This is a genomic window from Rhodobacter sp. TJ_12 (assembly GCF_020023995.1).
Classification (GTDB): Bacteria; Pseudomonadota; Alphaproteobacteria; order Rhodobacterales; family Rhodobacteraceae; genus Rhodobacter.
The window spans coordinates 135,253-158,741 of record NZ_NRRD01000005.1; the positions used below are offsets into that span (position 1 = coordinate 135,253).

At 61.5% G+C, this 23,489-nt stretch carries 21 protein-coding genes and 1 tRNA gene; 14 read left to right on the forward strand and 8 right to left on the reverse strand.

All coding sequences use genetic code 11. From position 1 onward, the window contains the following. Position 1: 1 nt before the first annotated feature. The 5 genes from CKO11_RS06585 to rsfS all read right to left on the reverse strand — a co-directional run bounded on the left by CKO11_RS06585 (position 2) and on the right by rsfS (position 4,360). Positions 2–1,147 carry a murein hydrolase activator EnvC family protein gene (locus CKO11_RS06585; protein ID WP_411741994.1) on the reverse strand — a complete coding sequence of 382 codons (1,146 nt, stop codon included), beginning with the start codon at positions 1,145–1,147 and terminating at the stop codon, positions 2–4. Further along, positions 1,144–2,664 carry a 2,3-bisphosphoglycerate-independent phosphoglycerate mutase gene (gene gpmI / locus CKO11_RS06590; RefSeq protein ID WP_223634839.1) on the reverse strand — a complete coding sequence of 507 codons (1,521 nt, stop codon included), beginning with the start codon at positions 2,662–2,664 and terminating at the stop codon, positions 1,144–1,146. Before gpmI ends, CKO11_RS06585 begins: the two co-directional genes overlap by 4 nt. A 63-nt stretch (positions 2,665–2,727) precedes the next feature. Further along, entirely contained in the window at positions 2,728–3,450 is a 723-nt protein-coding gene (locus CKO11_RS06595; RefSeq protein ID WP_223634841.1) for a class I SAM-dependent methyltransferase, read from the reverse strand. 67 nt (positions 3,451–3,517) lie between these two features. Then, a complete protein-coding gene (gene rlmH / locus CKO11_RS06600; RefSeq protein ID WP_223634855.1) occupies positions 3,518–3,985 on the reverse strand; it encodes a 23S rRNA (pseudouridine(1915)-N(3))-methyltransferase RlmH in 468 nt (155 codons plus the stop codon). A 9-nt stretch (positions 3,986–3,994) separates the two neighbouring features. Further along, complete coding sequence (rsfS, locus tag CKO11_RS06605) at positions 3,995–4,360, reverse strand: ribosome silencing factor (protein WP_223634858.1); 366 nt, start codon at positions 4,358–4,360, stop codon at positions 3,995–3,997. 419 nt (positions 4,361–4,779) lie between these two features. Between rsfS and leuC the strand changes: the two genes are divergently transcribed. From leuC to CKO11_RS06670, 13 genes are all read left to right on the forward strand, one after another. Continuing rightward, on the forward strand, positions 4,780–6,186 hold the full coding sequence (gene leuC / locus CKO11_RS06610) for a 3-isopropylmalate dehydratase large subunit (protein WP_223634861.1): 1,407 nt from the start codon (positions 4,780–4,782) through the stop codon (positions 6,184–6,186). Positions 6,187–6,198: 12 nt separating this feature from the next. Beyond that, on the forward strand, positions 6,199–6,804 hold the full coding sequence (leuD, locus tag CKO11_RS06615; protein ID WP_223634864.1) for a 3-isopropylmalate dehydratase small subunit: 606 nt from the start codon (positions 6,199–6,201) through the stop codon (positions 6,802–6,804). Positions 6,805–6,979: 175 nt separating this feature from the next. Continuing rightward, positions 6,980–7,900, forward strand: coding sequence for a hypothetical protein (locus CKO11_RS06620; RefSeq protein WP_263298409.1), 921 nt, complete (start codon positions 6,980–6,982; stop codon positions 7,898–7,900). Then, entirely contained in the window at positions 7,786–8,901 is a 1,116-nt protein-coding gene (locus tag CKO11_RS06625; protein WP_223634867.1) for an endonuclease/exonuclease/phosphatase family protein, read from the forward strand. The genes CKO11_RS06620 and CKO11_RS06625 overlap by 115 nt, the downstream gene beginning before the upstream one ends. 69 nt (positions 8,902–8,970) lie before the next feature. Further along, complete coding sequence (gene leuB, locus CKO11_RS06630) at positions 8,971–10,080, forward strand: 3-isopropylmalate dehydrogenase (RefSeq protein WP_223634870.1); 1,110 nt, start codon at positions 8,971–8,973, stop codon at positions 10,078–10,080. Between the two features lie 117 nt (positions 10,081–10,197). Beyond that, positions 10,198–11,175, forward strand: coding sequence for a DMT family transporter (locus CKO11_RS06635; protein WP_223634874.1), 978 nt, complete (start codon positions 10,198–10,200; stop codon positions 11,173–11,175). A 74-nt stretch (positions 11,176–11,249) separates the two neighbouring features. Continuing rightward, positions 11,250–11,326: transfer RNA gene (locus CKO11_RS06640), tRNA-Pro, on the forward strand. A 174-nt stretch (positions 11,327–11,500) separates the two neighbouring features. Beyond that, positions 11,501–14,215, forward strand: coding sequence for a calcium-binding protein (locus tag CKO11_RS06645; protein WP_223634890.1), 2,715 nt, complete (start codon positions 11,501–11,503; stop codon positions 14,213–14,215). A 74-nt stretch (positions 14,216–14,289) separates the two neighbouring features. Continuing rightward, positions 14,290–14,853, forward strand: coding sequence for a dTDP-4-dehydrorhamnose 3,5-epimerase (gene rfbC / locus CKO11_RS06650; RefSeq protein WP_223634904.1), 564 nt, complete (start codon positions 14,290–14,292; stop codon positions 14,851–14,853). Positions 14,854–14,932: 79 nt separating this feature from the next. Beyond that, entirely contained in the window at positions 14,933–15,979 is a 1,047-nt protein-coding gene (rfbB, locus tag CKO11_RS06655; protein ID WP_223634906.1) for a dTDP-glucose 4,6-dehydratase, read from the forward strand. A gap of 3 nt (positions 15,980–15,982) precedes the next feature. Continuing rightward, on the forward strand, positions 15,983–16,825 hold the full coding sequence (gene rfbD, locus CKO11_RS06660) for a dTDP-4-dehydrorhamnose reductase (protein WP_223634908.1): 843 nt from the start codon (positions 15,983–15,985) through the stop codon (positions 16,823–16,825). Continuing rightward, entirely contained in the window at positions 16,822–17,700 is an 879-nt protein-coding gene (gene rfbA, locus CKO11_RS06665) for a glucose-1-phosphate thymidylyltransferase RfbA (protein ID WP_223634910.1), read from the forward strand. Before rfbD ends, rfbA begins: the two co-directional genes overlap by 4 nt. Before the next feature lie 3 nt (positions 17,701–17,703). Next, positions 17,704–18,633, forward strand: coding sequence for a glycosyltransferase (locus tag CKO11_RS06670; protein ID WP_223634912.1), 930 nt, complete (start codon positions 17,704–17,706; stop codon positions 18,631–18,633). Here CKO11_RS06670 and CKO11_RS06675 read toward each other — a convergent pair whose 3' ends face one another. Beyond that, the gene (locus tag CKO11_RS06675) at positions 18,634–19,749 is read right to left on the reverse strand and encodes a DUF2793 domain-containing protein (RefSeq protein ID WP_223634915.1); all 1,116 of its coding nucleotides are present in this window, start codon (positions 19,747–19,749) and stop codon (positions 18,634–18,636) included. Between the two features lie 182 nt (positions 19,750–19,931). Continuing rightward, entirely contained in the window at positions 19,932–20,897 is a 966-nt protein-coding gene (locus CKO11_RS06680; RefSeq protein WP_223634917.1) for a glycosyltransferase family 10 domain-containing protein, read from the reverse strand. A gap of 285 nt (positions 20,898–21,182) precedes the next feature. Between CKO11_RS06680 and CKO11_RS06685 the strand changes: the two genes are divergently transcribed. Next, entirely contained in the window at positions 21,183–23,159 is a 1,977-nt protein-coding gene (locus tag CKO11_RS06685; RefSeq protein WP_223634937.1) for a glycosyltransferase family 2 protein, read from the forward strand. Between the two features lie 33 nt (positions 23,160–23,192). Here the strand turns inward: CKO11_RS06685 and CKO11_RS06690 are convergent, their stop codons facing one another. Then, positions 23,193–23,363: a hypothetical protein gene (locus CKO11_RS06690; RefSeq protein WP_411741995.1), complete on the reverse strand. Its 171-nt coding sequence runs from the start codon at positions 23,361–23,363 to the stop codon at positions 23,193–23,195. Between the last annotated feature and the right edge of the window lie 126 nt (positions 23,364–23,489).

A 23,489-nucleotide genomic window follows, 5' to 3' on the forward strand; every position in this document is an offset into this window, starting at 1 on the left:
CTCAACCTTTGTTCCGGCTTTTCGTCTGGGCAAACCACGGTGCGGGGTCGACCGGTTCCTTGCCCTGTCTCAACTCGATATAAAGCGTTTCCGTGCGCCCAGCGCCACTCCCCATCTGTGCATTGCGCACGAAATCTTCGCCAAATTCCTGCGCTGCGGGTTCTTGCCCGCCCATCAGGCCCACTGGCGCGCCAGCGGCCAGCACATCGCCGGTTTCACCATAGACGGCACCAAGCCCGGCCAGAACCAGCAAATACCCCTCGGAGGGCTCAAGGATCATCACATTTCCGTAGTCCAAAAGCGGGCCGCGATAGCGCACCGTCGCGGGCCAAGGCGTGGTCACCAGCGCTGCGGGCGCCGCGGCAATGACCAAACCGGGGCGGCGGATCCCGGCGGCATCGGCTTCATCAAAGGCGCGCAGCACGGTGCCCAGAACCGGCAGCGGCAGGCGGCCCTTGGCGCCTTCAAAATCCTCCATTGGGGGGCCGATGTCACTGTCCAGATCCACGATCCCAGAGGCAAAGCCCTCTAGCGTATCCACGCTTTCAACAAGCTGTCGCAGCTCTTCGGGTTCTTCCAGGTAGAGGGTCGGCAGGCCCTTGCGCTCCGAGATGGCCTTTGACAGCGCGGTGCGCGCCGCCTGCACAGACCCAAGGCCGGTTTGCAGCACCTTGGCGGCATTGGCCTGCACCGCGCGCAGGGCATCGATTTCGGCCAGATCGGCGCGCAAAAGCTCGGCTTGAGCTTGCAGCGCAGGTGTCACCGCGCCCAAAACCATCCCCGACCGCGCCGAGCCCAAGGGGCCAGAGGGATGTAGTAGCAACAGCGGACCTTCGGATTGGCTCATCGTGCTCATCACACCCAACAGGCGGCCAATATCTTCGCGCTTGGCGTTGAAGGTCGCGCGGATTTCGCTTTCGCGGATCGCGGCACGGCGCAGCCCGTCGCGCAACGCACCAAGCCCGGTTTCATAGGCGCTGATCGTTTGGGTCAGCGCCGCAACCCGGTCGCTGCGCGATTGCGCGGCCTCCAGCGCGGAAATCGCCCCGCGCAGGTCATCGGCGGCCTGTTGCGCCACATCGGCTGCGGGGCTGGCAAATGCCGCCCCGACCGAGAGCATCCAAAAGACCGCCGCCGCCCGGATCATGCGGTGATCAGGCTTTCGCCGGTCATTTCGTCGGGCACAGGCAGTTGCATCAGCTGCAACAGCGTCGGGGCCAGATCGGCCAGCCGCCCCGCGCGCAATTTTGCCCCTTCGGGCCCGCCCACCAGCGCCACCGGCACAAGGTTGGTGGTATGCGCCGTGTGCGGACCGCCGGTTTCGGGGTCGATCATGGTTTCGCAATTGCCATGGTCGGCGGTGACGATCATCGCGCCGCCCGCTTTTTCCAGCGCCGCAAGCACCCGACCGAGATCGCGGTCGATTTCCTCGCAGGCCGCAATCGCGGCGGGCAGGCTGCCGGTATGGCCGACCATATCGGGGTTGGCATAGTTCACGACGATCAGATCATAACCCTTTTCAATCGCGGCCACGAATTGATCGGTCACCTCGGGCGCGCTCATTTCGGGCTGCAAATCATAGGTCGCCACTTTGGGCGACTTCGGCATGAACCGGTCTTCGCCGGGCCAGGGTGCCTCTTTCCCGCCATTGAGGAAGAAGGTGACGTGAGGATATTTCTCGGTTTCGGCGAGGTGAAACTGCGTCAGCCCCTGCTTGGAGACCCATTCGCCCAATGTATTGACGATGTCGCGTTTCGGGTAGGCGGTGGTCATATAGGCGTTGTGATCGACCGAATATTCCACCATGCCCAAAAGCGCTGACCATTGCGGACGGGTGGACACGTCCATCTCGGCAAAGCCGGGCTCGGCCAAGGCACGCAAAATTTCGCGCGCGCGGTCGGCGCGGAAATTCAGGCAAAAGAACCCGTCGCCATCCTGTGCGCCTTGGTAATTGCCGATCACCGTCGGTTTGATGAATTCATCCATTTCCGATTTGGCATAGCTTTGCGCCACGGCGTCTGCGGGGGTCGGGGCCGAGAACCCCTCGCCACGAACCATCGCATCATAGGCTAGGCCCACACGTTCCCACCGGTTGTCACGGTCCATCGCCCAATAGCGGCCAATCACCGTGCCGATGCTGCACCCTTCGGGCAGGCGGGCGACCATGTCATCGACAAAGCGCGCGGCGGAATCCGGGGCTACGTCGCGGCCATCGGTGATTGCATGCAGCACCACCGGCACGCCGGCCTGTGCCACCATTTTGCACGCGGCCAGCACATGTTCGATATGGCCATGCACCCCGCCATCGGACATCACGCCCATCAAATGGGCGCGCCCGTCGGCGGCTTTCACCTTGGCGATGAAATCCAAAATCGCAGTGTTTTGGAAAAAGCTGCCATCTTCGATCGCCAGATCGATTTGGCCCAGATCCATCGCTACCACGCGGCCCGCGCCGATATTCGTGTGCCCCACCTCGGAATTGCCCATTTGCCCGGTCGGCAAGCCCACATCGGGGCCAAAGGTGATCAGCGTCGATTTCGGACAAGTGCTAAAAACCCGGTCGAGATTGGGTGTCTGCGCCTGCGCCGGGGCATTGCCCTCGGTCTCGGCACGTTCCCCCCAACCATCGAGAATGCACAGAACAACGGGTTTCGGACGGGTCATGGGCGCCTCCAGAGCATTTGTTCCCCGTTTACGCCTGCAACCGTCTGTGGGCAACCTTTCGGTTCAGCCGTGGAAAATCAGCCGGTGTGCTTTGTGCTCGGTGCTTTCGATCATCTTTTGCTTGCTTTCAAACAGAAGCTTTTGCAGTGCGGCATCGGGGTTGCGATGGTATCGGCGGCGGATATCCAGCACGACAAGCCCACCCGCATTCACCGTATTCAGAAACAGATCGACGTAATCGCCGATCGGATAGTGAAAGCCACAAGAAATCAGGCTGGTGACCAAATCGGCCGATGCCAGCGCTGTCATCTTTTCCGGGCTTTTGAGCGGATTGATCGATGTGACCTGTTGCGCCCCGTTCGCCTTTAGGAACGCCTCTGCCTCGGCCAGCGAGGCGTAACCGGAGCCCGAGGCGTTCCAGTTATGATATTGGCTTGGCGTTTCCTCGATATCGACCAAGGTCACCGCACAGCCGAAATCTTTTACCAAAAGCGCATCGTTAAGGGCTTGCCCGCAGCCAATATCGATCACGGTTTTCGGGCTGCGCCCCATGTCCGCCAGCGCGGCCCGCAGCGGCACGTAATCGTCATAGACCTCTTGCAAGGTGCCGGTGAAAATCTCATCGCGGCGCGCGATCACCTCGGCTTCAAGCGTCTCGGGCTGACCGGCCTCCCAGGCTTTGCGCGCGGCGGGGCTGACCTGCTTGGTGCGTTGGTAGCCCATCAGCATCATCCCGCGCGTCGAGAGTGACGCGCCTGAAATCTGCATCTCTTCCAAGGTTTTCATCTGCCGCCCCCGCCTATGCTTTTGGCAGACCATATCAGCGGCAACGGTTCAGACAAGCCTGCGCAGGCTAGACCCGATGATAGGGCGTGCCCGCCAAAATCTGCCCCGCGCGGTAAAGCTGTTCAGACAGCATCACCCGCACCATCATATGCGGCCAGACCATTTTCCCAAAACTGAGCGACCAATCGGCCCGCGCACGCAAGGCAGGCGCGATCCCGTCTGCGCCGCCGATCACAAAGGCGAGATCGCGGGCATTATCGCGCCACTGGCCCAGTTTCGCCGCGAATTCCGGGGAAGAAACAAGATCGCCGCGCTCATCGAGCGTGATCAGCACCGCGCCGGCGGGAAGCGCGCGCTCCAACAATGCGGCCTCGGCCTCCATGCCCAGATTGCGCTTGTCTTCGACCTCAACGACCGAAGCCGGGCCAAGCCCAATGGCCCGCCCGGCTTTGCCGAACCTGTCAAGGTAATCGGAAATCAGCGCAAGCTCGGGCCCTTTGCGCAGTTTGCCCACTGCGCAGATGGTCACTTTCATGCGCTTGCGTCAGACTTGGCTGCCCGCAGGCATCCACATCTTTTCAAGCTGGTAGAATTCGCGCACCTCGGGGCGGAACACATGGACGATCACATCGGATGCATCGATCAGCACCCAATCGCCTTGATCCTTGCCTTCGATCTTGCAGGGGCGACCGAATTCTTCCTTCAGCCGTTCCACCAGCTTCTCGGCGATGGCGCCCACTTGCCGCGACGACCGGCCCGAGCAGATCACCATGTGATCGGCAATCGAGGACCGACCGCGCAGGTCGATCTGCACGATATCCTCGGCCTTATCATCATCGAGGGATTCGAGAACGCGCGCCAGAACCTGGTCGCTCGTGGGTTCGGCAGATGCCGCAGCGTTTGCGGTCATGGCTGCCACCGATGCGCCCAAAGTGTCAGGCGCGACAGAGAGTTGAGACAGGACATTGTCCTCCAAGGGCTCACGCGCCGCAAAGGCCCCGGCGCCGGGCTGATCAAAGAGTAACATCCGATGTGTTAAATCTCAACTGATGGCAATGGGCTTCGGCGCCGCAGTGCCCAATGCAGCGCGCAAGGGCCCAATGCGCTGCGCAAAGCCACCGTGACATTGCCTTGCGTGGAATCGGGCGATGCCCTATATCGCGCGCCATGATCCGCATTTTCGACATGGATGATCGCGCCCGCCTGCGCGAGCGCTTTTACGGCGAAAGCCGCTCTGTCCTCGCCCGACTGTGACGTTGGCGCGGGGCCATGCCCCATTGTCTGAACGGCTGTAGCCGATTGATCTTCCTATCATCGAAAGAGAGAGCCATGTCCGCTCCGAAGACCCTCTATGACAAGATTTGGGATGCCCACGTCGTTTCCGAAGACGCCGATGGCACCTGCCTGCTTTATATCGACCGCCACCTCGTGCACGAGGTGACCTCGCCGCAAGCCTTTGAAGGGCTGCGGATGGCGGGGCGCCAAGTGCGCTGCCCGGAAAAGACCATTGCCGTGCCGGATCACAACGTGCCCACCACCGAGGGCCGTGAAACCCATATCGACAATGAAGAAAGCCGGATCCAAGTCGACGCGCTGGACAAAAACGCCCGCGACTTCGGCATCAACTACTACCCGGTGACCGACATCCGCCAAGGCATCGTGCATATCGTCGGCCCCGAGCAAGGCTGGACCCTGCCGGGCATGACCGTTGTGTGCGGTGACAGCCACACCGCGACGCATGGCGCCTTTGGGGCTCTGGCGCATGGCATCGGCACCTCGGAGGTGGAGCACGTTCTGGCGACGCAAACGCTGATCCAGAAGAAATCGAAGAACATGAAGGTGGAAATCACCGGCCAATTGAAGCCGGGTGTGACCGCCAAAGACATCACCCTTGCGGTGATTGGCAAAACCGGCACCGGCGGCGGCACCGGCCATGTGATCGAATATTGCGGCGAAGCGATCCGCTCGCTGTCGATGGAAGGCCGCATGACCGTGTGCAACATGGCGATTGAAGGCGGCGCGCGCGCGGGTCTGATTGCGCCCGATGAAACCACCTTTGCCTATGTGATGGGCCGCCCCCATGCGCCCAAAGGCGCGCAATGGGAAGCCGCGCTGGCATGGTGGAAAACCCTTTTCACCGATGAAGGCGCGCATTTCGACAAGGTCATCACCATCCGTGGCGAAGATATTGAGCCGGTGGTGACTTGGGGCACCAGCCCCGAAGACGTGCTGCCGATCTCGGCCGTGGTGCCCGCCCCCGAAGATTTCGAAGGCGGCAAAGTCGAAGCGGCGAAACGCGCGCTTGATTACATGGGTCTGACGCCCGGTCAGAAACTGACCGATATTGCCATCGACACGGTTTTCATCGGCTCGTGCACCAATGGCCGGATCGAAGATTTGCGCGCCGCGGCGGAAATCGTGAAAGGCAAGAAGATCAAGGAAGGCATGCGGGCCATGGTCGTGCCGGGCTCTGGCCTTGTGCGCGCGCAGGCGGAAGAAGAGGGGATTGCCCAGATCTTCGTCGATGCGGGCTTTGAATGGCGTCTGGCCGGCTGCTCGATGTGCTTGGCCATGAACCCCGATCAGCTTGGCGAATATGAGCGTTGCGCCTCTACCTCGAACCGCAACTTCGAAGGCCGTCAGGGCTATAAGGGCCGCACCCATTTGGTGAGCCCGGCGATGGCGGCTGCGGCGGCCCTGACCGGTCACCTGACCGATGTCCGCGAGATGATGTAAGGAGCGACAGCAATGGAAAAATTCACCAAGGTCACCGGCATCGCCGCGCCCATGCCGCTCGTCAACATCGACACGGACATGATCATCCCGAAAGGGTTTTTGAAAACCATCAAGCGCACCGGGCTGGGCGTGCATGCCTTTGACGAAATGCGCTATGACCGCCAAGGCAACGAAATCCCCGATTTCGTGCTGAACAAGCCGCAATATCGCAAGGCGGAAATCCTTGTGGCGGGCGATAACTTCGGCTGCGGTTCGTCGCGCGAACACGCGCCTTGGGCGCTGGCCGATTTCGGCATCAAGGTGATCATCTCGACCTCGTTCGCGGACATCTTCTTCAACAACTCGTTCAAGAACGGAATGCTGCCGATCGTGCTGCCGCAAGAGCAGGTCGATATCTTGATGCAAGATGCCGAGCGCGGCGCAAATGCCCGGATGACGGTCGATCTGGAAAACCAAGAGATCACCACCTCGGATGGGCATGTGATCCCCTTCGATGTCGATCCGTTCAAAAAACACTGTCTGCTGAACGGGCTGGACGATATCGGGCTCACGCTGGAAAAAGCCACGTCGATTGACAGCTTTGAAAGCCAAGCTGCGCAAAGCCGTCCTTGGGTCTAACCCCATTTAGTGGGTGCCAACCCATTGAAACACCAGATGAAGGGCCGCCCACTGGGCGGCCTTATTTTTGCACCGAAATTGATGCATTCTCGCACCAGTTACACCCTCAAATGGCCCTAAAGGTAACCACAACCTATACCAATGGTTGCCAGACAGAGCGAATTTGGGCAGGATCATGGCAGAAATAAGGCAGTTCGCCGCAATAGGCGAAAAGATATGGCACGGGTTCGGCAATGTATCGGATCTGGCAGAGGTAAAGGGCAACACCGTGGTCGGACGTTACGTCGGCGCGTTGATAAGGGCGATTTTGGTCGTCGTCGTCATCGCATTACCCTCGATGATCCTCCCGTCGGTCAGTGCAGACACCGGCCAGTTCGTGACACTGATCGCGTTTTTTGCCGCAGCGCTGACCTTCTTCGAATATGCCTCGGTTTATCCGGGGCTTGTCGAATTTCGTGACGCGCCGCCCTTTAACCGCATCCGCTATGTGTCCTTGTTGGTGACGGTGGCGTTGTTGTCGGTGGTGGTTTTGGCGCGCACCGAGCCTTCGACTTTCGCGCAATTCATCAATGTTTTGGGCGCGGCGATGGCGCGCTCGATCGATCTGCCCTATAGCCCCGTGCGGCTTTTGGTGCTGATGCTGCCCGCCAATGCCCCGCCCGAGCAGGTGGAATTGATCCGCACCGCTGGCGGTCTGGCATATATGACATCGCTGGTGACCTTGGGCTATTTTGTGGTTTTGATCCGCGCTTTGGGCTGGCCCTCGCGCGGCAAGGGCTTCAACGTCTGGGTCAATCTACCGACCTTTGACCCCACTGCCGGCGGCGATGTGGTCGAACGTTTGCGCCGCGATGCGTGGTTCAACATTGCGCTGGGCTTCCTTTTGCCGTTCCTTATTCCGGCGGTGATTAAGGCGGTATCGAACGGGTTTGTGCCCGTCACGCTGGAATCGACGCATACGATGATCTGGACGGTGACGGCATGGGCCTTCCTTCCTGCCAGCCTCTTCATGCGTGGCATCGCCATGGGGCGGGTGGCCAATATGATCGAAGAAAAGCGTCGCACCTCGGACGCGGATGGCTGGCAGCCAGCCTAATCGCGGCGCTTTGCGCGCTGCCCGCCGGGGCCGAGGGTCTGCGGCTGGCGGTCTATGGGGCGGATTTTTCAGCCAAAGGGCCGGGGCTAGCGCTGGATGCGATTGCCAAGCGCAAAGAAGATCGCATTGAAGCGGCGCTTGAGGTCATTGCTTCGGCGCGCGCCGATATTCTGCTGCTGACAAATATCGATTGGGATTTTCGCGGCGAAACGCTTGGCGCTTTGCAAAAGCGCTTGGCGGGGCAGGGGCTCGACTATCCGTTTTCTTATGCGCCGCAGCCCAATACTGGGATCGAGACCGGGTTCGATATCGATGGCAATGGCCGTTTGGGCACGGCGCGCGACGCCCAAGGCTATGGCTGGTTCACCGGCCAGCATGGCATGGCGCTTCTGTCGCAATTTCCGATAAAGGCGCAGTCGGCACGCGATTTCTCGGCTTTGCTCTGGCGCGATCTGCCGGGAAACCAATCTGCCAAGGCCGACTTGCCTGCGGGCGCGGATCAGGTGCTGCGTTTGTCCAGCACCGCGCATTGGGATGTGCCGGTGCAAACGCCTGCCGGGCCGCTGCATATCTGGGCCTATGCCGCCACGCCGCCGGTCTTTGACGGGCCCGAAGATCGCAATGGCCGCCGTAATGCCGACGAGACGCGCTTTTGGCTGCGCTATCTTGATGGGAATTTGCCGCAAAGACCCGCCGCAGCGCCTTTTGTGCTGATGGGGCTGGTGAACCTTGATCCAGACCGTGGGGAGGGACAGCGCGCGGCGGTCCAGACGCTGCTTTTGGACCCGCGCTTGCAAGACCCCGCCCCCACCGGGCCGGGCGCGCCGGTTGCCCACCCCACCGCCACCGCAGACTTCGGCGGCACGATCGGCCCGCTGCGTGTGGATTACATTCTGCCTGCGGCGGAACTGACGGTTTCGGGGGCCGGTGTGATCTGGTCCAAGGGCGCGCAAAACGCCGGGAAACATCGTCTGGTCTGGGTTGATCTGGCCTTGCCCTGAGCGGCCCGCTTGACCGCGCGCCCCCCAAAGGCTAGGCCGCTTGCAACCCTTTTTCCGTTGGAGACGATCATGGCAAATCCTTCCATTCTCATCCTCGCTGGCGACGGCATCGGCCCCGAAGTTATGGCCGAGGTGAAGCGGATCATCAGCTGGTATGGCGATAAGCGTGATCTGGCCTTTGACGTGAGCGAAGATCTTGTGGGCGGGGCGGCCTATGACGTGCATGGCGTGCCGCTGGCCGATGAAACCATGGCCAAGGCACAAGAGGTGGACGCGGTGCTGCTGGGCGCCGTGGGCGGGCCGAAATACGACGTGCTCGACTTTTCGGTGAAACCCGAGCGTGGCCTGTTGCGCCTGCGCAAGGAAATGGACCTTTATGCCAACCTGCGCCCGGCACAGTGCTTTGACGCGCTGGCCGATTTCTCGTCTTTGAAAAAAGACGTGGTCGCGGGGCTCGACATCATGATCGTGCGCGAACTGACCTCGGGCGTTTATTTCGGGCAACCGCGCGGCATCACCACGCTGGAAGATGGTTCGCGCGTCGGCATCAACACGCAGCACTACACCACCGAAGAAATCCGCCGCGTGGCGCGTTCGGCCTTTGAATTGGCGAAACGTCGCGGCAACAAAGTTTGCTCGATGGAAAAGGCCAACGTCATGGAATCGGGCATCCTGTGGCGCGAAGAAGTGCAATGGGTGCACGACAACGAATACCCCGAAGTCGAACTGAGCCATATGTTCGCCGACAACGGCGCGATGCAGCTTGTGCGTTGGCCCAAGCAGTTCGACGTGATCCTGACCGACAACCTGTTTGGCGATATTTTGTCTGACTGTGCCGCGATGCTGACCGGCTCGCTTGGCATGCTGCCCTCGGCCAGCCTTGGCGCGCCGATGGAAAATGGACGCCCGAAAGCGATGTATGAGCCCGTGCACGGCTCCGCCCCCGATATCGCGGGCCAAGGCAAGGCGAACCCGATCGCCTGTATCCTGAGCTTTGCCATGGCGCTGCGTTACAGCTTCGACCAAGGCGATGAGGCGACCCGGCTGGAAAAAGCGATCGAGAAGGTGCTGGCCGATGGCGTGCGCACCGCCGATCTGATGGGCCCCGAAGGCGGCACCCCGGTCTCGACCGCGCAAATGGGCGACAAAATCCTCGAAGCGCTGGATGCCAGCCTGTAAGCAGGGCGCTGAAATTTCGAACAAAGCGTATTGGCGCGGGGCAAAAGCCTCGCGCCTTTTGTTTTCGCGCTTGCCGGGGCGGCGGATTGCCGCATATGGCAAGCAAAGGAGGCGCGCATGGAAGATAGTAGCAAAAGCAATGCAAAAGGCGCCCTGCTGGGGCTGGCCTCAATGGCGGTTTACGCCACCCATGATGCGGTGGCGAAGCTACTGGGTGGGCATTACGCGGCAGTGCAGATCATCTTCTTTTCCGCGCTGCTCAGCTTTCCGGTGCTGACGGTGATTTTGCTGCGCGACAAGCGCGAGGCCAGCCTGCGACCCGTGCGGCCCGGTTGGGTGCTGGCACGCGCGGCGGCCACGGTCGCCACCGGGGTTTGCGCCTTTTACGCCTTTTCGCATCTGCCGCTTGCGCAGGTTTACCCGATCTTGTTTGCCATGCCGCTTCTCATCACCATTTTCGCGATCCCGATCTTGGGGGAAAAGGTCGGTCTGCATCGCTGGGCTGCGGTCATCATCGGTCTGATCGGCGTCTTGATCGTGGTGCGGCCCGGCCAGGCAGAGCTTGGCATGGGGCATCTGGCCGCGCTGGCCGCAGCAATTTGCGGCGCCACGGCCTCGGTGATCGTGCGCAAGATTGGCAAAGAGGAACGCTCTGTCGTGCTGTTGCTGTCGCCGCTGTTGGGCAATTTTGTTGCCATGGGGCTGGCGCTGCCCTTTGTCTGGGTGCCGCTTGAACTGCCCGCGCTGGGCCTGATGGGGGTGATTGCGCTGTTCGGTTTGACCGGAGCCTTTTTGTCCATTCTTGCCTATCGCACTGGCGAGGCGGCGATTGTCGCGCCGATGCAATATTCGCAGATCGTCTGGGCGGTGCTGTTTGGCTGGGTGTTCTTCAGCGAAAGCGTCGACGCGATGACCCTTCTGGGCGCGGCGGTGGTGATTGGCTCCGGCCTTTACATCGTCTGGCGCGAAAGCACGGCGCATACGTCGCAATATACCCCGGTGCTGCGCACCCGCGGACGGACCGAATTTGTCACCGCGCCGCGCGCGTCAATCTTGCAGCGCGCGCTTTATCGCGGCGCGCGGGCGGGCCGTTGAAAAGGTCGCAGCGCAAAACCGCAAGAATCCCCCTTGCAAATACCTGCGGGGTTCGGTAACTCGCCCCACACGGTCGGAGCGTAGCGCAGCCTGGTAGCGCACCTGCTTCGGGAGCAGGGGGTCGGAGGTTCGAATCCTCTCGCTCCGACCATTTCCCGAAAATCCAATCATCGGATCAAGTGCTTTCAAGGCCTTGGCCTGTGCGGCGCCATCGCTGGATGCGGTTGTGGCGAATTGTGGAGATGCGCCACAATTTCGCCATGGTTTGTTCCGCTTTCGGACCCGTGTATCGCGCAGCTTTGCCCCAGGTGTCATGGGGGCAATCATGTTTATCGAGTTTTCTGGCCGGGTGGTTTCCGGCTCTGCGCTGTTGGATACCGATATCAGGCAGCTTGAAGTGGTCGCCGGGGCGAGGGGCACGTTTCTTTATACGGCAACCGGGGCGAATGGCGGGCTGGCCTGCTATGACATTAGCACGGGCACGCCGGTTTTAACCGACAGCGTCTATTTCTACGGTTCCATGATCTCTATGGGGCTGTTGGGGCTGGAATGGATGCCCACTGGCACGACCGAGCGGCTGATCTTCGGCGTTACGCAAAGGGGCGATCTGCTTGCCGCAAATGTGGCGCAGCCGGGCGATCTGGGCAGCCTGACGACAATCTATCTGAACGATACGCATTCGCCTTGGCTGCAAAGCGGGCTGCAGGTGCTAACACGCGCGGACGGCACCACAATGGCTTTTGTCGTCGATGCGCTGAGCGGAGATTTCGAGGGCTACGCCCTGTCCGAGCGGGGGGCCGCGACCCATGTCACGGGGGCTGAGGGCACGGCGGATACAGAAACGGTGGGCCCGGTGCTGCTTGAAAGCCTGCGCTGTGGTGGAACCGACTATCTTTTGCGCGCCGATACGGGCCTGCAGGGCGTTGCAGCCTATGCGGTCGGTGCCGATGGTGCGCTGCGCTACACGTCCCAATTGGGGGCGGGAAACGGGTTGGGGGTGAACACGCCCACCGCGCTGGAAACCGTTACGGCTTGGGGCCAAAGTTTCGTGCTTTTGGCTGCGGCGGAAAGCGGCACGCTTTCGGTAATGCGGCTAAGCGCAGATGGCCGCCTTTGGCCCACCGATCACCTGCTGGACACGCGCGACACGCGCTTTGGTGGTGTAACGGCGCTAGAGGTGGTGACGGTGGGCGAAAGGGTTTTGGTGATCGCGGGCGGCGCGGATGACGGGGTGAGCCTGTTCACGCTTCTTTCGGATGGGCGGCTGGTGCATCTGCAAACGCTTGTTCATCAGGCGGGCGATGGGCTGGAGAATATCACCGCCATTGCCGGTGCTGTGGTGGGCGACAGTTTGCGGCTGCATGTCACCTCGGGCACCGATCGGGGGCTGAGTCTGCTGGAGATGGACCTGTCGCATCTTGGGCTGACGCGGGATGGCGAGGCCAGCGGCGATACGTTGATCGAGGGCAGCGGAGCGGCGGATCTTTTGGTGTCCAACAGCAGCGGCGCCGATACGCTGCGCGGGGGGGCTGGGGCGGATGTCTTGGTTTCCGGTCCCGGGGCGACGCGGCTGTTGGGCGGGGCGGGTGCGGATACATTCGTGATCCGTGCGGCCGAACACCGGCAGTTCATCTTGGATTACGAAGCCGGGGACCGGATCGACCTGACCGGCCTGCCGATGCTGCGGTCCACCGCGCAACTGGAGGCCACGCCCACCGCCGTGGGGCTGATGCTGCGTTATATCGGCTATGAAATCGAGATCATCGCGCGCGACGGGCGCCCGCTTGCGCTGACGGATATCTGGCCCGGGCTCAGTTTTGCGCAACCCGATCGGGTGATGGTTTTGGCGGATATGCCGGGGCTGCAAATGACCGGAACGGATCGGTCCGAGCAGATCAGCGGCTCTGATTTCGATGACAGCCTGTTCGGGGCGGGCGGTGATGACCGGATTGCAGGCGGTGCGGGGCACGATACTTTGTCGGGGGATGACGGGCAGGATACGCTTGTCGGTGACGTAGGCGACGACCTTTTAAAGGGCGGCGCGGCACAGGATTGGCTTGACGGTGGCAGTGGTGACGACAGCCTTCTGGGCGAAGGCGGAAATGACGTGATCCGCGATGTGTCGGGCGCGAACACGGTCCATGGTGGCGCGGGTGCCGATACCATCACCACCGGCGCGGGAAATGATCTGATTGTGGGCGGGGCCAATACGCAAAGCAGCGGTGATCTGGGCGACAGTATCGACGCGGGCGCTGGCGATGATGTGGTCTGGTCCGGGTTTGGGAACGATACCGTTTTGGGCGGTGCGGGCGCCGATACTCTGGGCGGCGAGGACGGCGATGACGCGATCGAGGCTGGCTTGGGCGACGACCGGGTTTTTGCGGGGGCAGGGTCTGATACCGTTGAGGGCGGTGCCGGGACCGACACGATCTATGGCCAAACTGGCAATGACATGATCCGCGATCTTTTGGGGTCGAATGTAATCGATGCGGGCGCGGGGGCCGATACCGTGTTTTGTGGGGCAGGCAACGACTTGATCGTGGGCGGCACGGATGCCGCCTCGGCGGGGGATCTTGCGGATTCACTGGTCGCAGGCGCTGGGGATGACACCCTCTGGTCCGGCTATGGCAATGATACGCTTTTCGGCGATGCCGGGGATGATTTGCTGGGCGGTGGCCTTGGGGATGATTTCATCTTTGGCGGTGCCGGAGCGGACCGGCTCTTGGGGCAGGGCGGTGCCGACACGTTGACGGGCGGGGCCGGTGCAGATGAGTTCATCCACGATGGGACCCGCGGCGCGGGTGCCGATGTAATTACCGATTTTGACGGCACGATGGATCGCCTGCTGTTTTTGAACACTGCCGCAGGAGGCGCGGATTTCACCGTCGAACGTGTCAATTTGAGCGGCGAGGCAGGGATACAAGATCTTCGGATCATTTTCGCCGAGACTGGGATACCCGTCTGGACCCTGATCGACGCTGCGGATCAAACGCATATCTGGCTTCAGATTGAGCATAAACAATATGATCTTGCACTGTGAGACCCCATAACGTCGTGACAAATGGGCGCGTCCTTGCTAGAGCGCGGGCAATTCTTAACATGTTGGATAATGCGATGATCGTCGAAGAAACGCCACTTGCCGGGGTGAAACTGATCACCCCACGCCGTTTTGGCGACAACCGCGGTTTCTTTTCCGAAAGCTACAGCGCACGAGCGCTGGCTGAACATGGGATCGATACCGTGTTCGTGCAAGACAATCATTCGCTGTCCATGACACCGGGCACGATCCGGGGGCTGCACTTTCAAAACCCGCCGCATGCGCAAGACAAGCTGGTGCGCTGCGGGCGCGGCTGCCTGTTTGATGTCGCGGTCGATATCCGCAAGGGCAGCCCGACCTATGGCCAATGGTTCGGGGCAGAGCTTAGCTTTGAAAAAGGGCGGCAATTGCTGGTGCCCAAAGGGTTCGCCCATGGGTTCGTGACCCGCGCGCCCGAAACCGAGATCATCTATAAATGCTCTGATTACTACGCCCCCGAAACCGAGGGCGCGGTGATCTGGAACGACCCAGACATTGGCATCGACTGGGGCTTGGGCGATCTGGAGCCGGTGCTGTCGGCCAAGGATGCCGTGGCCGCGCCGCTTTCATCACTCGACAGCGCGTTTCACTGGGCGGGATGACCTGCCGGCGCTTTGACGGATTTATCTTTTCGGCTGCGGCACCTATTGCCAATGCACGGGACAGGGACAGGATTTTGCGATGAAGATCTTGGTGACGGGCGGGGCCGGGTTCATTGGATCGGCGGTGGTGCGGCTGGCGATTGCGCGCGGTCATCAGGTGGTCAATGTCGATGCGCTGACCTATGCGGCCTGTCTTGAAAATCTGGCCTCTGTGGCCGAGGCGCCGGGCTATGCGTTCGAACAGGCCGATATTCGCGACGGGGCGGCTTTGGCGCAGGTTTTTGCTCGCCACAAGCCCGATTGGGTGATGCATCTGGCTGCCGAAAGCCATGTGGATCGTTCCATCGACGGGCCGGGCGTGTTCATTGAAACCAATGTGATGGGCACCTATCAAATGCTTTCCGCCGCGCGGCACTATTGGGAAGAAGAAGGGCGGCCCGAACACTTCCGCTTCCATCATATTTCGACCGATGAAGTGTTTGGCTCGCTGCCTGCCGACCCGTCGGTGAAGTTCACCGAAGACACGGCCTATGATCCGCGCAGCCCCTATTCGGCCTCCAAGGCGGGGTCGGATCATCTGGTTCGCGCGTGGCATGAAACCTATGGCTTACCGGTCGTGCTGACGAATTGTTCCAACAATTACGGGCCGTTCCATTTTCCGGAAAAGCTCATTCCGGTGATTATTCTGAATGCGCTGGCGGGCAAGCCTTTGCCGATTTACGGCGATGGGTCGAACATTCGCGATTGGCTTTATGTCGAAGACCACGCTGATGCGCTTTTGCTTGTGGTGGAAAAGGGCCAGCTTGGCCGCAGCTACAACATCGGCGGCGAGAACGAGCGCACCAACCTGGAACTGGTCAAAACGCTTTGCGCGATCTTGGACCAAAAGCGCCCGAAGGAAAGCGGATCTTACGCCGATCAGATCACCTTTGTGACCGACCGGCCCGGCCATGATGCGCGCTATGCGATTGATCCTAGCCGCATCCGCACCGAACTGGGCTGGCGGCCCAGCGTTACGGTGGAAGAGGGGCTGGAAAAGACCGTGCAATGGTATCTGGACAATGAGCCATGGTGGCGCGCGCTGCAAAACCGCGCCGGTGTCGGCCAGCGTCTGGGCAAGGGGTAGATGATGCGGATTTTGGTTTTTGGCGAAAGCGGGCAGGTGGCGACCGAATTGCGCCGTCAGGCCGAAGTCACCGCGCTGGGCCGCGATTTGGCCGATCTCAATGACCCCGAATCTTGCGCCGCGCGGGTCACCGCGATGGATGCCGATGTGGTGATCAACGCGGCGGCTTATACGGCGGTCGATAAGGCCGAAGGCGAAGAAGAGCTGGCGCATGTGGTCAATGCTTTGGCCCCGGCAGCGATGGCGCGGGCGGCGGCGGCGCGCGGTATCCCGTTTTTGCATATCTCGACCGATTATGTCTTTGCGGGGCATGGCACGGCCCCTTGGGTCGAGACCGATCCGGTCGATCCGCCCAATGCTTATGGGCGCTCTAAACTGGCGGGCGAGGAAGGTGTGCGCGCCGCCGGCGGGCCCCATGCGATTTTGCGCACTTCTTGGGTTTTTTCCGCGCATGGGGCGAATTTCGTCAAAACCATGCTGCGCCTAAGCGAAAGCCGTGATGCGCTGAATGTGGTGGACGATCAAATCGGCGGCCCGACCCCTGCGGCGGATATTGCGGCGGCCTTGCTGGTCATGGCGAAGGCGATGCACGAGGGTCATGCGGGCGGCACCTATCATTTTGGTGGCACGCCTTGTGTAAGTTGGGCAGATTTTGCGCGCGCGATTTTTGCCCAGGCCGGGCGGAATATGACCGTCAGTGGAATTCCGACCACGGAATATCCGACCCCGGCCCCGCGTCCGCTGAATTCGCGGCTTGATTGCAGCGCGATCACCCGTGATTTCGGTATTCCTGCGCCCGATTGGCGGGCTGGGCTTGGCAAGGTCTTGCAAGAGCTGGGGGCATGAAGATGCAGCGTAAAGGGATCATTCTGGCCGGTGGCTCCGGCACCCGGCTTTACCCGATCACCATCGGTGTCTCGAAACAGCTTTTGCCGATCTATGACAAGCCGATGATCTATTATCCGTTGTCGGTGCTGATGCTGGCGGGCATCCGCGACATCGCGATCATCACCACGCCGATTGATCAAGACCAGTTCAAGCGCACCTTGGGCGATGGCAGTCAATGGGGGCTGCACCTGACCTATATCACGCAGCCGTCGCCCGATGGGCTGGCGCAAGCCTATCTGCTGGCAGAGGAGTTTCTGGCCGGCGCGCCCTCGGCCATGATCTTGGGCGACAATATCTTTTTTGGTCACGGTCTGCCCGAGCTTTTGGCGGAAGCCGATGCCCAGACCGAGGGCGGCACGGTCTTTGGCTACCATGTGGCCGACCCCGAACGCTATGGCGTGGTCGATTTCGATGCCGAGGGCCGGGTGGGCGCGATCATTGAAAAACCGCCTGAACCGCCGTCGAATTATGCGGTCACTGGGCTTTACTTCCTTGATGGCACGGCGCCCGAACGCGCACGCAAGGTGACCCCCTCGGCGCGGGGGGAATTGGAAATCGTGACGCTTTTGGAAATGTATCTGGCCGAGGACAAGCTGCGCGTGTGCCGCATGGGGCGCGGGTATGCTTGGCTTGATACCGGCACCCATGGCAGCCTGCTGGATGCCGGGAATTTTGTGCGCACGCTTTACAAACGGCAAGGCACGCAGATCGGCTGTCCCGATGAGATTGCCCATCAAAAAGGTTGGATCGACAATGATGCCCTTGCGGCCCGCGCCAAGCTTTTCGGCAAGAACGACTATGGGAACTATCTCAAAAAACTCCTAGACGAGTAATCCATGGTGTCTGCGGGGTCGGTTTGCATCGTGATGGCCACGTATAACGGGGCCGCGCTGCTGCCGGTGCAATTGCAAAGCTTTGCCGGGCAAAGCCTGCCGCCCACGCGGCTGGTGGTCAGCGATGATGGGTCGCGCGATGCGACGCGGCAGGTGATCGCGGATTGGGCGGCGGCGCATCCAACGATCAAAGTCGACATCCACGACGGTCCGCAACGCGGCGCGGGGCAGAATTTCCTGTCTTTGCTGCGCCGCCCGGTTGATGAGGATTTCCTGTCGATCTCCGACCAAGACGATATCTGGCTTGAAAGCAAACTTGCCGCCGCCACAGCAGCCTTGACCGCGCTGCCGCGTGATGTGCCGGCGCTGTATTGTGGCCGGACATGGGAGGTGAAAGACGCATTGCATCGGCGGCGTCTGTCGCGGGGGGCGCCGCGTGGCCCTGCCTTTGCCCATGCGCTGGTGCAAAACATTGCGGGCGGCAATACGATGGTGCTGAACCGCGCCGGGGCAGAAGCGGTGCGCGCCGCCGCGCAACAGACCGGCGCAATCGTGATCCATGATTGGTGGATTTATCAGGTGATCACCGGCATTGGCGGGCGGGTGCTGTTCGATGAGGTGCCGCATGTGCTGTATCGTCAGCACGGCGGCAATGAGATCGGCGCGAACCGGGGCGTGCGCGCCACTTTGATGCGGGCGCATGCGCTGGCCTCGGGGCGATTTTCCGAATGGTGCGCTTGCAATGTCGCCGCGTTGCGCGCTATCGCGCCAATGCTGACGCCGCAAAACCGCGCCTTGCTGGAAAGCTTTGCCGCCGCGCGCAGTCTGCCGCCGCTGCAAAGCCTTGCCGCGATCCGGCGCGCGGGGCTTTACCGACAGGGGCTGCGCGGGCAGCTTTCGCTTTATGCCGGGGCGCTTTTGGGGCGGCTTTAGTCAAAACCAGCGTCCGCAGGCGATCAGGTCCACATCAAAACTATCAGCTTCCGGCGCGGCACTGATCCGAGTGACCTGCACCCCCGCGGCTGCCGTGGCGCTGATATCGCCCAAGCCCGCAATGGCGCGGCGGCGTCCGGGCGCAAGCCCCGTCGGTGCCACAGCGCGGGCTGTGACAACCGGCGCGGCCACGAAAGCGGCGGGGAAACTCCACCCGGTTTCAGCGCTGCTGTAAGGATCGGCCCATGTGCCGCTGCCGCCGGCGATGACAGAGCCCACAGACAGGCTGTGCCAGCACAATTGCGTGCCATCGGCCAGCCGCAAATAGTAGCCATCGGTGTTGCTGCCCTGCTCTAGCACTGCGCCGGTGGGCTCCCCGGCCAGTTCCGACACCGGGCCCAGCAAATTGCCCGGCCCATAGCCAAAATCCGCCCGCATCAGACGCCCGGCGGTCGTGTCGCTTGGGCTTTGTTGCACGGCGGCGCCAGTCGCCAGCCCGGTGGCCGCGGCAAAGCGAAGCGCGGTGGTCCAAGCGCTGCCATCGGCGCTGACCTTGATCGCAAAATCATCGCTGCCCGTCGTGCCCATTTCGGCGCGCCCCGACCACGAGGTTTGAAACAAAAGGCTTGCCGTGTCGGACGACAGCGCCTTGTTCACCTTGACCTGATGCCCGGTCCCGTCATGGCTGAACAAGCTGGCTTCGGCAAAGACGGTAAGCCGGTTGGTGGTGTCGGCAGTGGCATTGATGCCAAGCTTGGCCAGGTTGTCATAGTTTTGCGCGGGCAAAACCCAGCCACTGCCATCATAAACAACGACCCTGTCATCAGACAGATCCCGCGCGCTCCACCCCGGTTGCGGGAGGGCAAAGATCCAGCCGTTTTCGGTATAAAGCGCCACCTCGGCGCTATGGCCAGCCCAAGCTGAGGTGGGAGCAGCCCCGACGATATACCGTGCGCCCACCGCAGGCGTGACAGGCGGGGTGTTCACCCCCCGGTCCAGCACCGCAAGCTGCACCACCGCATCCAAAAGCGCGAGCGCCTCGTTATGGGTGACATGTTTTTGCGCCTGAGAGGGTTGCAACAGAGGCAGCCCCAAAAGCGGGGTTTGATCGGCCATGAAAGCGCTCCGCAAATTGTGGATGTGCGCCAGCTTTCCGGGCCAAGCCTAAAGATTGGGCAAGGTCTGCGCGCGGCGCGGGGCACTTATGCGCAACGGTTTAGGGCCAATTTGTGTGCCTGTGCCGAGACCGTAAGATAATTTGCCGAAAAATACTGAAAGTTCTGTAGCACTCGAACCTGTTATCGCGTGGCGGGCTCTGCCAGAACGGCGTTGAATTCCCGCAGCAGCGCGGCATGCAGCCGGTTCAATTCCCGGTGCAGCGGGCCGGGATCGCTGAACAGGCGCGCAAGGCGGGCCTGCTGCGCCGCATAGGCTTCAAAACCTTCTGTCTTCATGGTCGTGGCAGTTTGGGTCATGATATGCGGTATATCCGCCGGGGCCATGCCATCAGTGTTCAGCCAACTTCCGGGCCGGGCCAGATCATGAACGCGGTGTCCGGGCCGGGCCTCGTAAAGGGGGATCGCGCCAACCGCCCAGGCGTCGAAAATCTTTTCAGAAATGTAGTGGGTCTGATGCGTGTTCTCAATCGCGCCCAGAAAGCGACACCGTCGGTTCAGATGCAGGAATTTATCGAGGTGCCAGTCCGGCAAGCTTTGCCGTGGCGGGGTATCGCCCCATCCTGTGCCTTCGCGCAGCATGCCCGGTCCATGACAGGCCCGCGCGATCTCGGTCCGGCGATTGTTCAGCGAAAAGACGGTATCTTCGGCAAAGGTTGCATCATAAAACGGATCTAATCGGTAACGCATCAGGAAGGCCGCCTGAAGCGGAACGGTGTGGAAATGCGCCGCCCAGTCCGCCGCGCTGCGCGTGGCATTGCGCCGAAACCAAAGCCCGTAGCGGGTCGAAAAGTGATGATTGGTCAGCAGGAAATAGGGGATCTCATCGAACTCATAAAGCGTCGAGGTGCAGTGGTTCAAAACGGTGACCGGAACCGGGCCGTCCGGTGTTTGCAGAAGCTGATGGCGCCGCAGCGGATCGCGCCCCCAGACCGTATCCCAGAACGGCTCTTCGGACAGCAGCACCAATTTCTGCCCCGGGGCGAGCGTGATCGGCAGGATCTGCGGGATCTGGTCCAGCTCTTTGGGATGAGAGATAAACAGAATATCGGCCTGTTCTGGCCTGTCTGTCAGGCGCAGGCCGCGCATGCAATGCGCCCGGATCTGCGGATAGGCGAAGGGCTGCCGATGGCTATAGTTTCCGATTGGGCAAAGCGTAATCATATGAATCGGGCCTTTGAGAGAACTGCACAATACAAGCGGGGCGGGAAAGGACCAGCCTCTGGACCCGTATTCCCCCTAGAAGGTCCGGCCGCTCCGGGGTTAAATGATTTGATGATCTGAAAGGAATTGCCGGTGCAGGACAGGCGCAGCATCGCCGCACAGCAGTGCAGTATTCTGAGCGCATCGCCGTATTTCGATGCGCAGTGGTACATGGCCCACTATCCCGATGTTGCGCAGACCGGTCTGGACCCGGCGCTGCATTACCTCAAATACGGGGCCATGCTGGGCCGGGACCCTTCCGCAGCCTTTGAGACCAAATTTTATCTGGAGACCTATCCCGATATTGCGGCCAGCGGGGTCAATCCTCTTGTGCATTATCTGACACAGGGGCACGCCGAAAGCCGCCATCCCCGGCGCGAAGATCATCAGCGGCACCAAGGGCTCGTTCAGCTTGAACGGTTACGCGATAACCTGCTCAATCTGGGCTTTGACGCAGCGCCGCTTGACGATCTGACGCGGCTCGCGGACACAGCCGCAACGGCGGATGTCCGCGCCCTCGCGGTGCTGGAACTGGCGCTTTACGATCTGCGCCACGGCGGCGCGGCCGAGGCAGAGCGCGCGCTGGCCAGATTAAGCGCTGTGCGCGAAGACCTGCCGGATCAGGCCCAGCTCACATCTGTGATGCTGCTGGCCATGGACCGGCTGCAACAGGCAACACGGGCGCGGGCCTTTTTCGATTATGCGCGTCAGCGCGGCCATGCCGGGCCTGATGCCGGGCTGGTCATGGCCAATTTCGAACCCTCACCCGAGGCACGGCTGGCTTGCATCAATGCGGTTTTGGAAGCCGCTGACATTGCGCCGCTGGCGCTGCAGCCTGGGGCAGACAGCGCCTATGATCGGCTGTCTGTGCCCGGAATTGCCGTGAAGCCGCAGGATGCCGGGCCTTTGGTCAGTGTTCTTGTCGCCGCGTTCAATGCGGCGGCGACCCTGCCCACCTGCCTGCGCGCACTTCAGGCCCAAAGCTGGGGCAATCTTGAGATACTGGTGATTGATGATGCCAGCACGGATGACACCGCGGCTGTTGCAGACGTATTCGCGGCAGCCGATCCACGGATCAAGGTTTTGCGCAGCCCGGTTAATGCCGGGGCCTATCCCGCGCGCAATCTGGGCTTGGCGGTGGCCACGGGGGAATTTGTCACCCTTCATGATGCCGATGACTGGTCCCACCCGCTGCGTATTGAAAGCCAATTGCGCCAGTTGCAGGCGCAGCCGGATTTGATCGCCTGCACATCGCAGCAGGCGCGGATGACGCCGGACTTGTATTTCAGGCGCTGGACCGGATGCGGCAACCTGATCATCGCCAATACATCCTCTTTGATGTTCCGTCGGGAACCGGTTCTTGACCGTTTGGGGGGCTGGGATGCCGTTCGGGTTTCCGCTGACAGCGAAATGATCCGGCGCATGCAGCGGGTCTTCGGCGCCGAAGCGGTGGCGCATCTGCCCACCGGCCCGCTTGCATTGCAACGCGACACCGCCGGCTCTGCGGTGCGAAACCCGGTTACAGGGATTCAGGGGTATCTGTTTGGCGCGCGCCGGGAATATCATGATGCGCAGCGCCGCTATCATGCCGGTGCGGACAGTCTGAGATATGATGTGCAGCAGAAGATACGCCCGTTCCCGGCCCCGGCGGCCCTGCTGCCAGAGCGGCCCAAAGCCGCTACGCTGCCGCTGATCCTCGCGGGCGACTTCCGTTCTCCGGGCCCAGCGGCGGAAAGCGCTTGTGCCCTGTGTGAGGCCGGGCGTTTGCCGGGGATTGTTGAGTTGTTCCGCTATGACCCGGGTCTGGGAGATTGTGGCCTGACGCCGGAATTGCGGCAGCGCGTAAATGCCGGTCAGGCGCGCGTTTTGTGTTTTGGAGAAGAGCTTCGTTGCGACCGGCTGGTGATTTGCGATCCTCGGGTGCTGGAATGGCCGCAGCGGTATCAGCCCGCGCTGCAGGCAGGGCAGTTGATTGTATTTGTTCCCGCGCCAGAGGCGATCTGCGATCCCTGCCCGGACGAGGCCGCGTTACAGGCGCGCTTTGGCGTCCGGCCGCTTTGGTGGGCCGCCGATCCAGCCACGGCGGCTGCCCTAACACGGCACGACATCAACGTCGCGCAAACCGGACCATTGACGGACCGGATCTGATCGCCGCGTCCCCCGCATCGGGGGTTTGCCCCGTCAGTCCGAGCCGAACAGATCACGGGTGAAGATTTTCTCTGCTACATCGGCCAGATCGGCCGCTTTGCGGTTGGCAATGATGACATCGGCTTCCTGCTTGAAGAGGTCGAGATCACGGATCACCCGAGAGCCGAAGAAACTGTCTTCGGTCATCGTCGGTTCATAGACCATGACCTGCCCCCCGGTCGTCCCTCAGTCATAACGAGAGTCCTTGGGGTTGATAGTGGTCGGGTTCAGGTTGGGCAAGCGCGCCGAGCGCGGAGCCCTCAGATTGCTCAAGCGCTCGGCGCGCTTCTG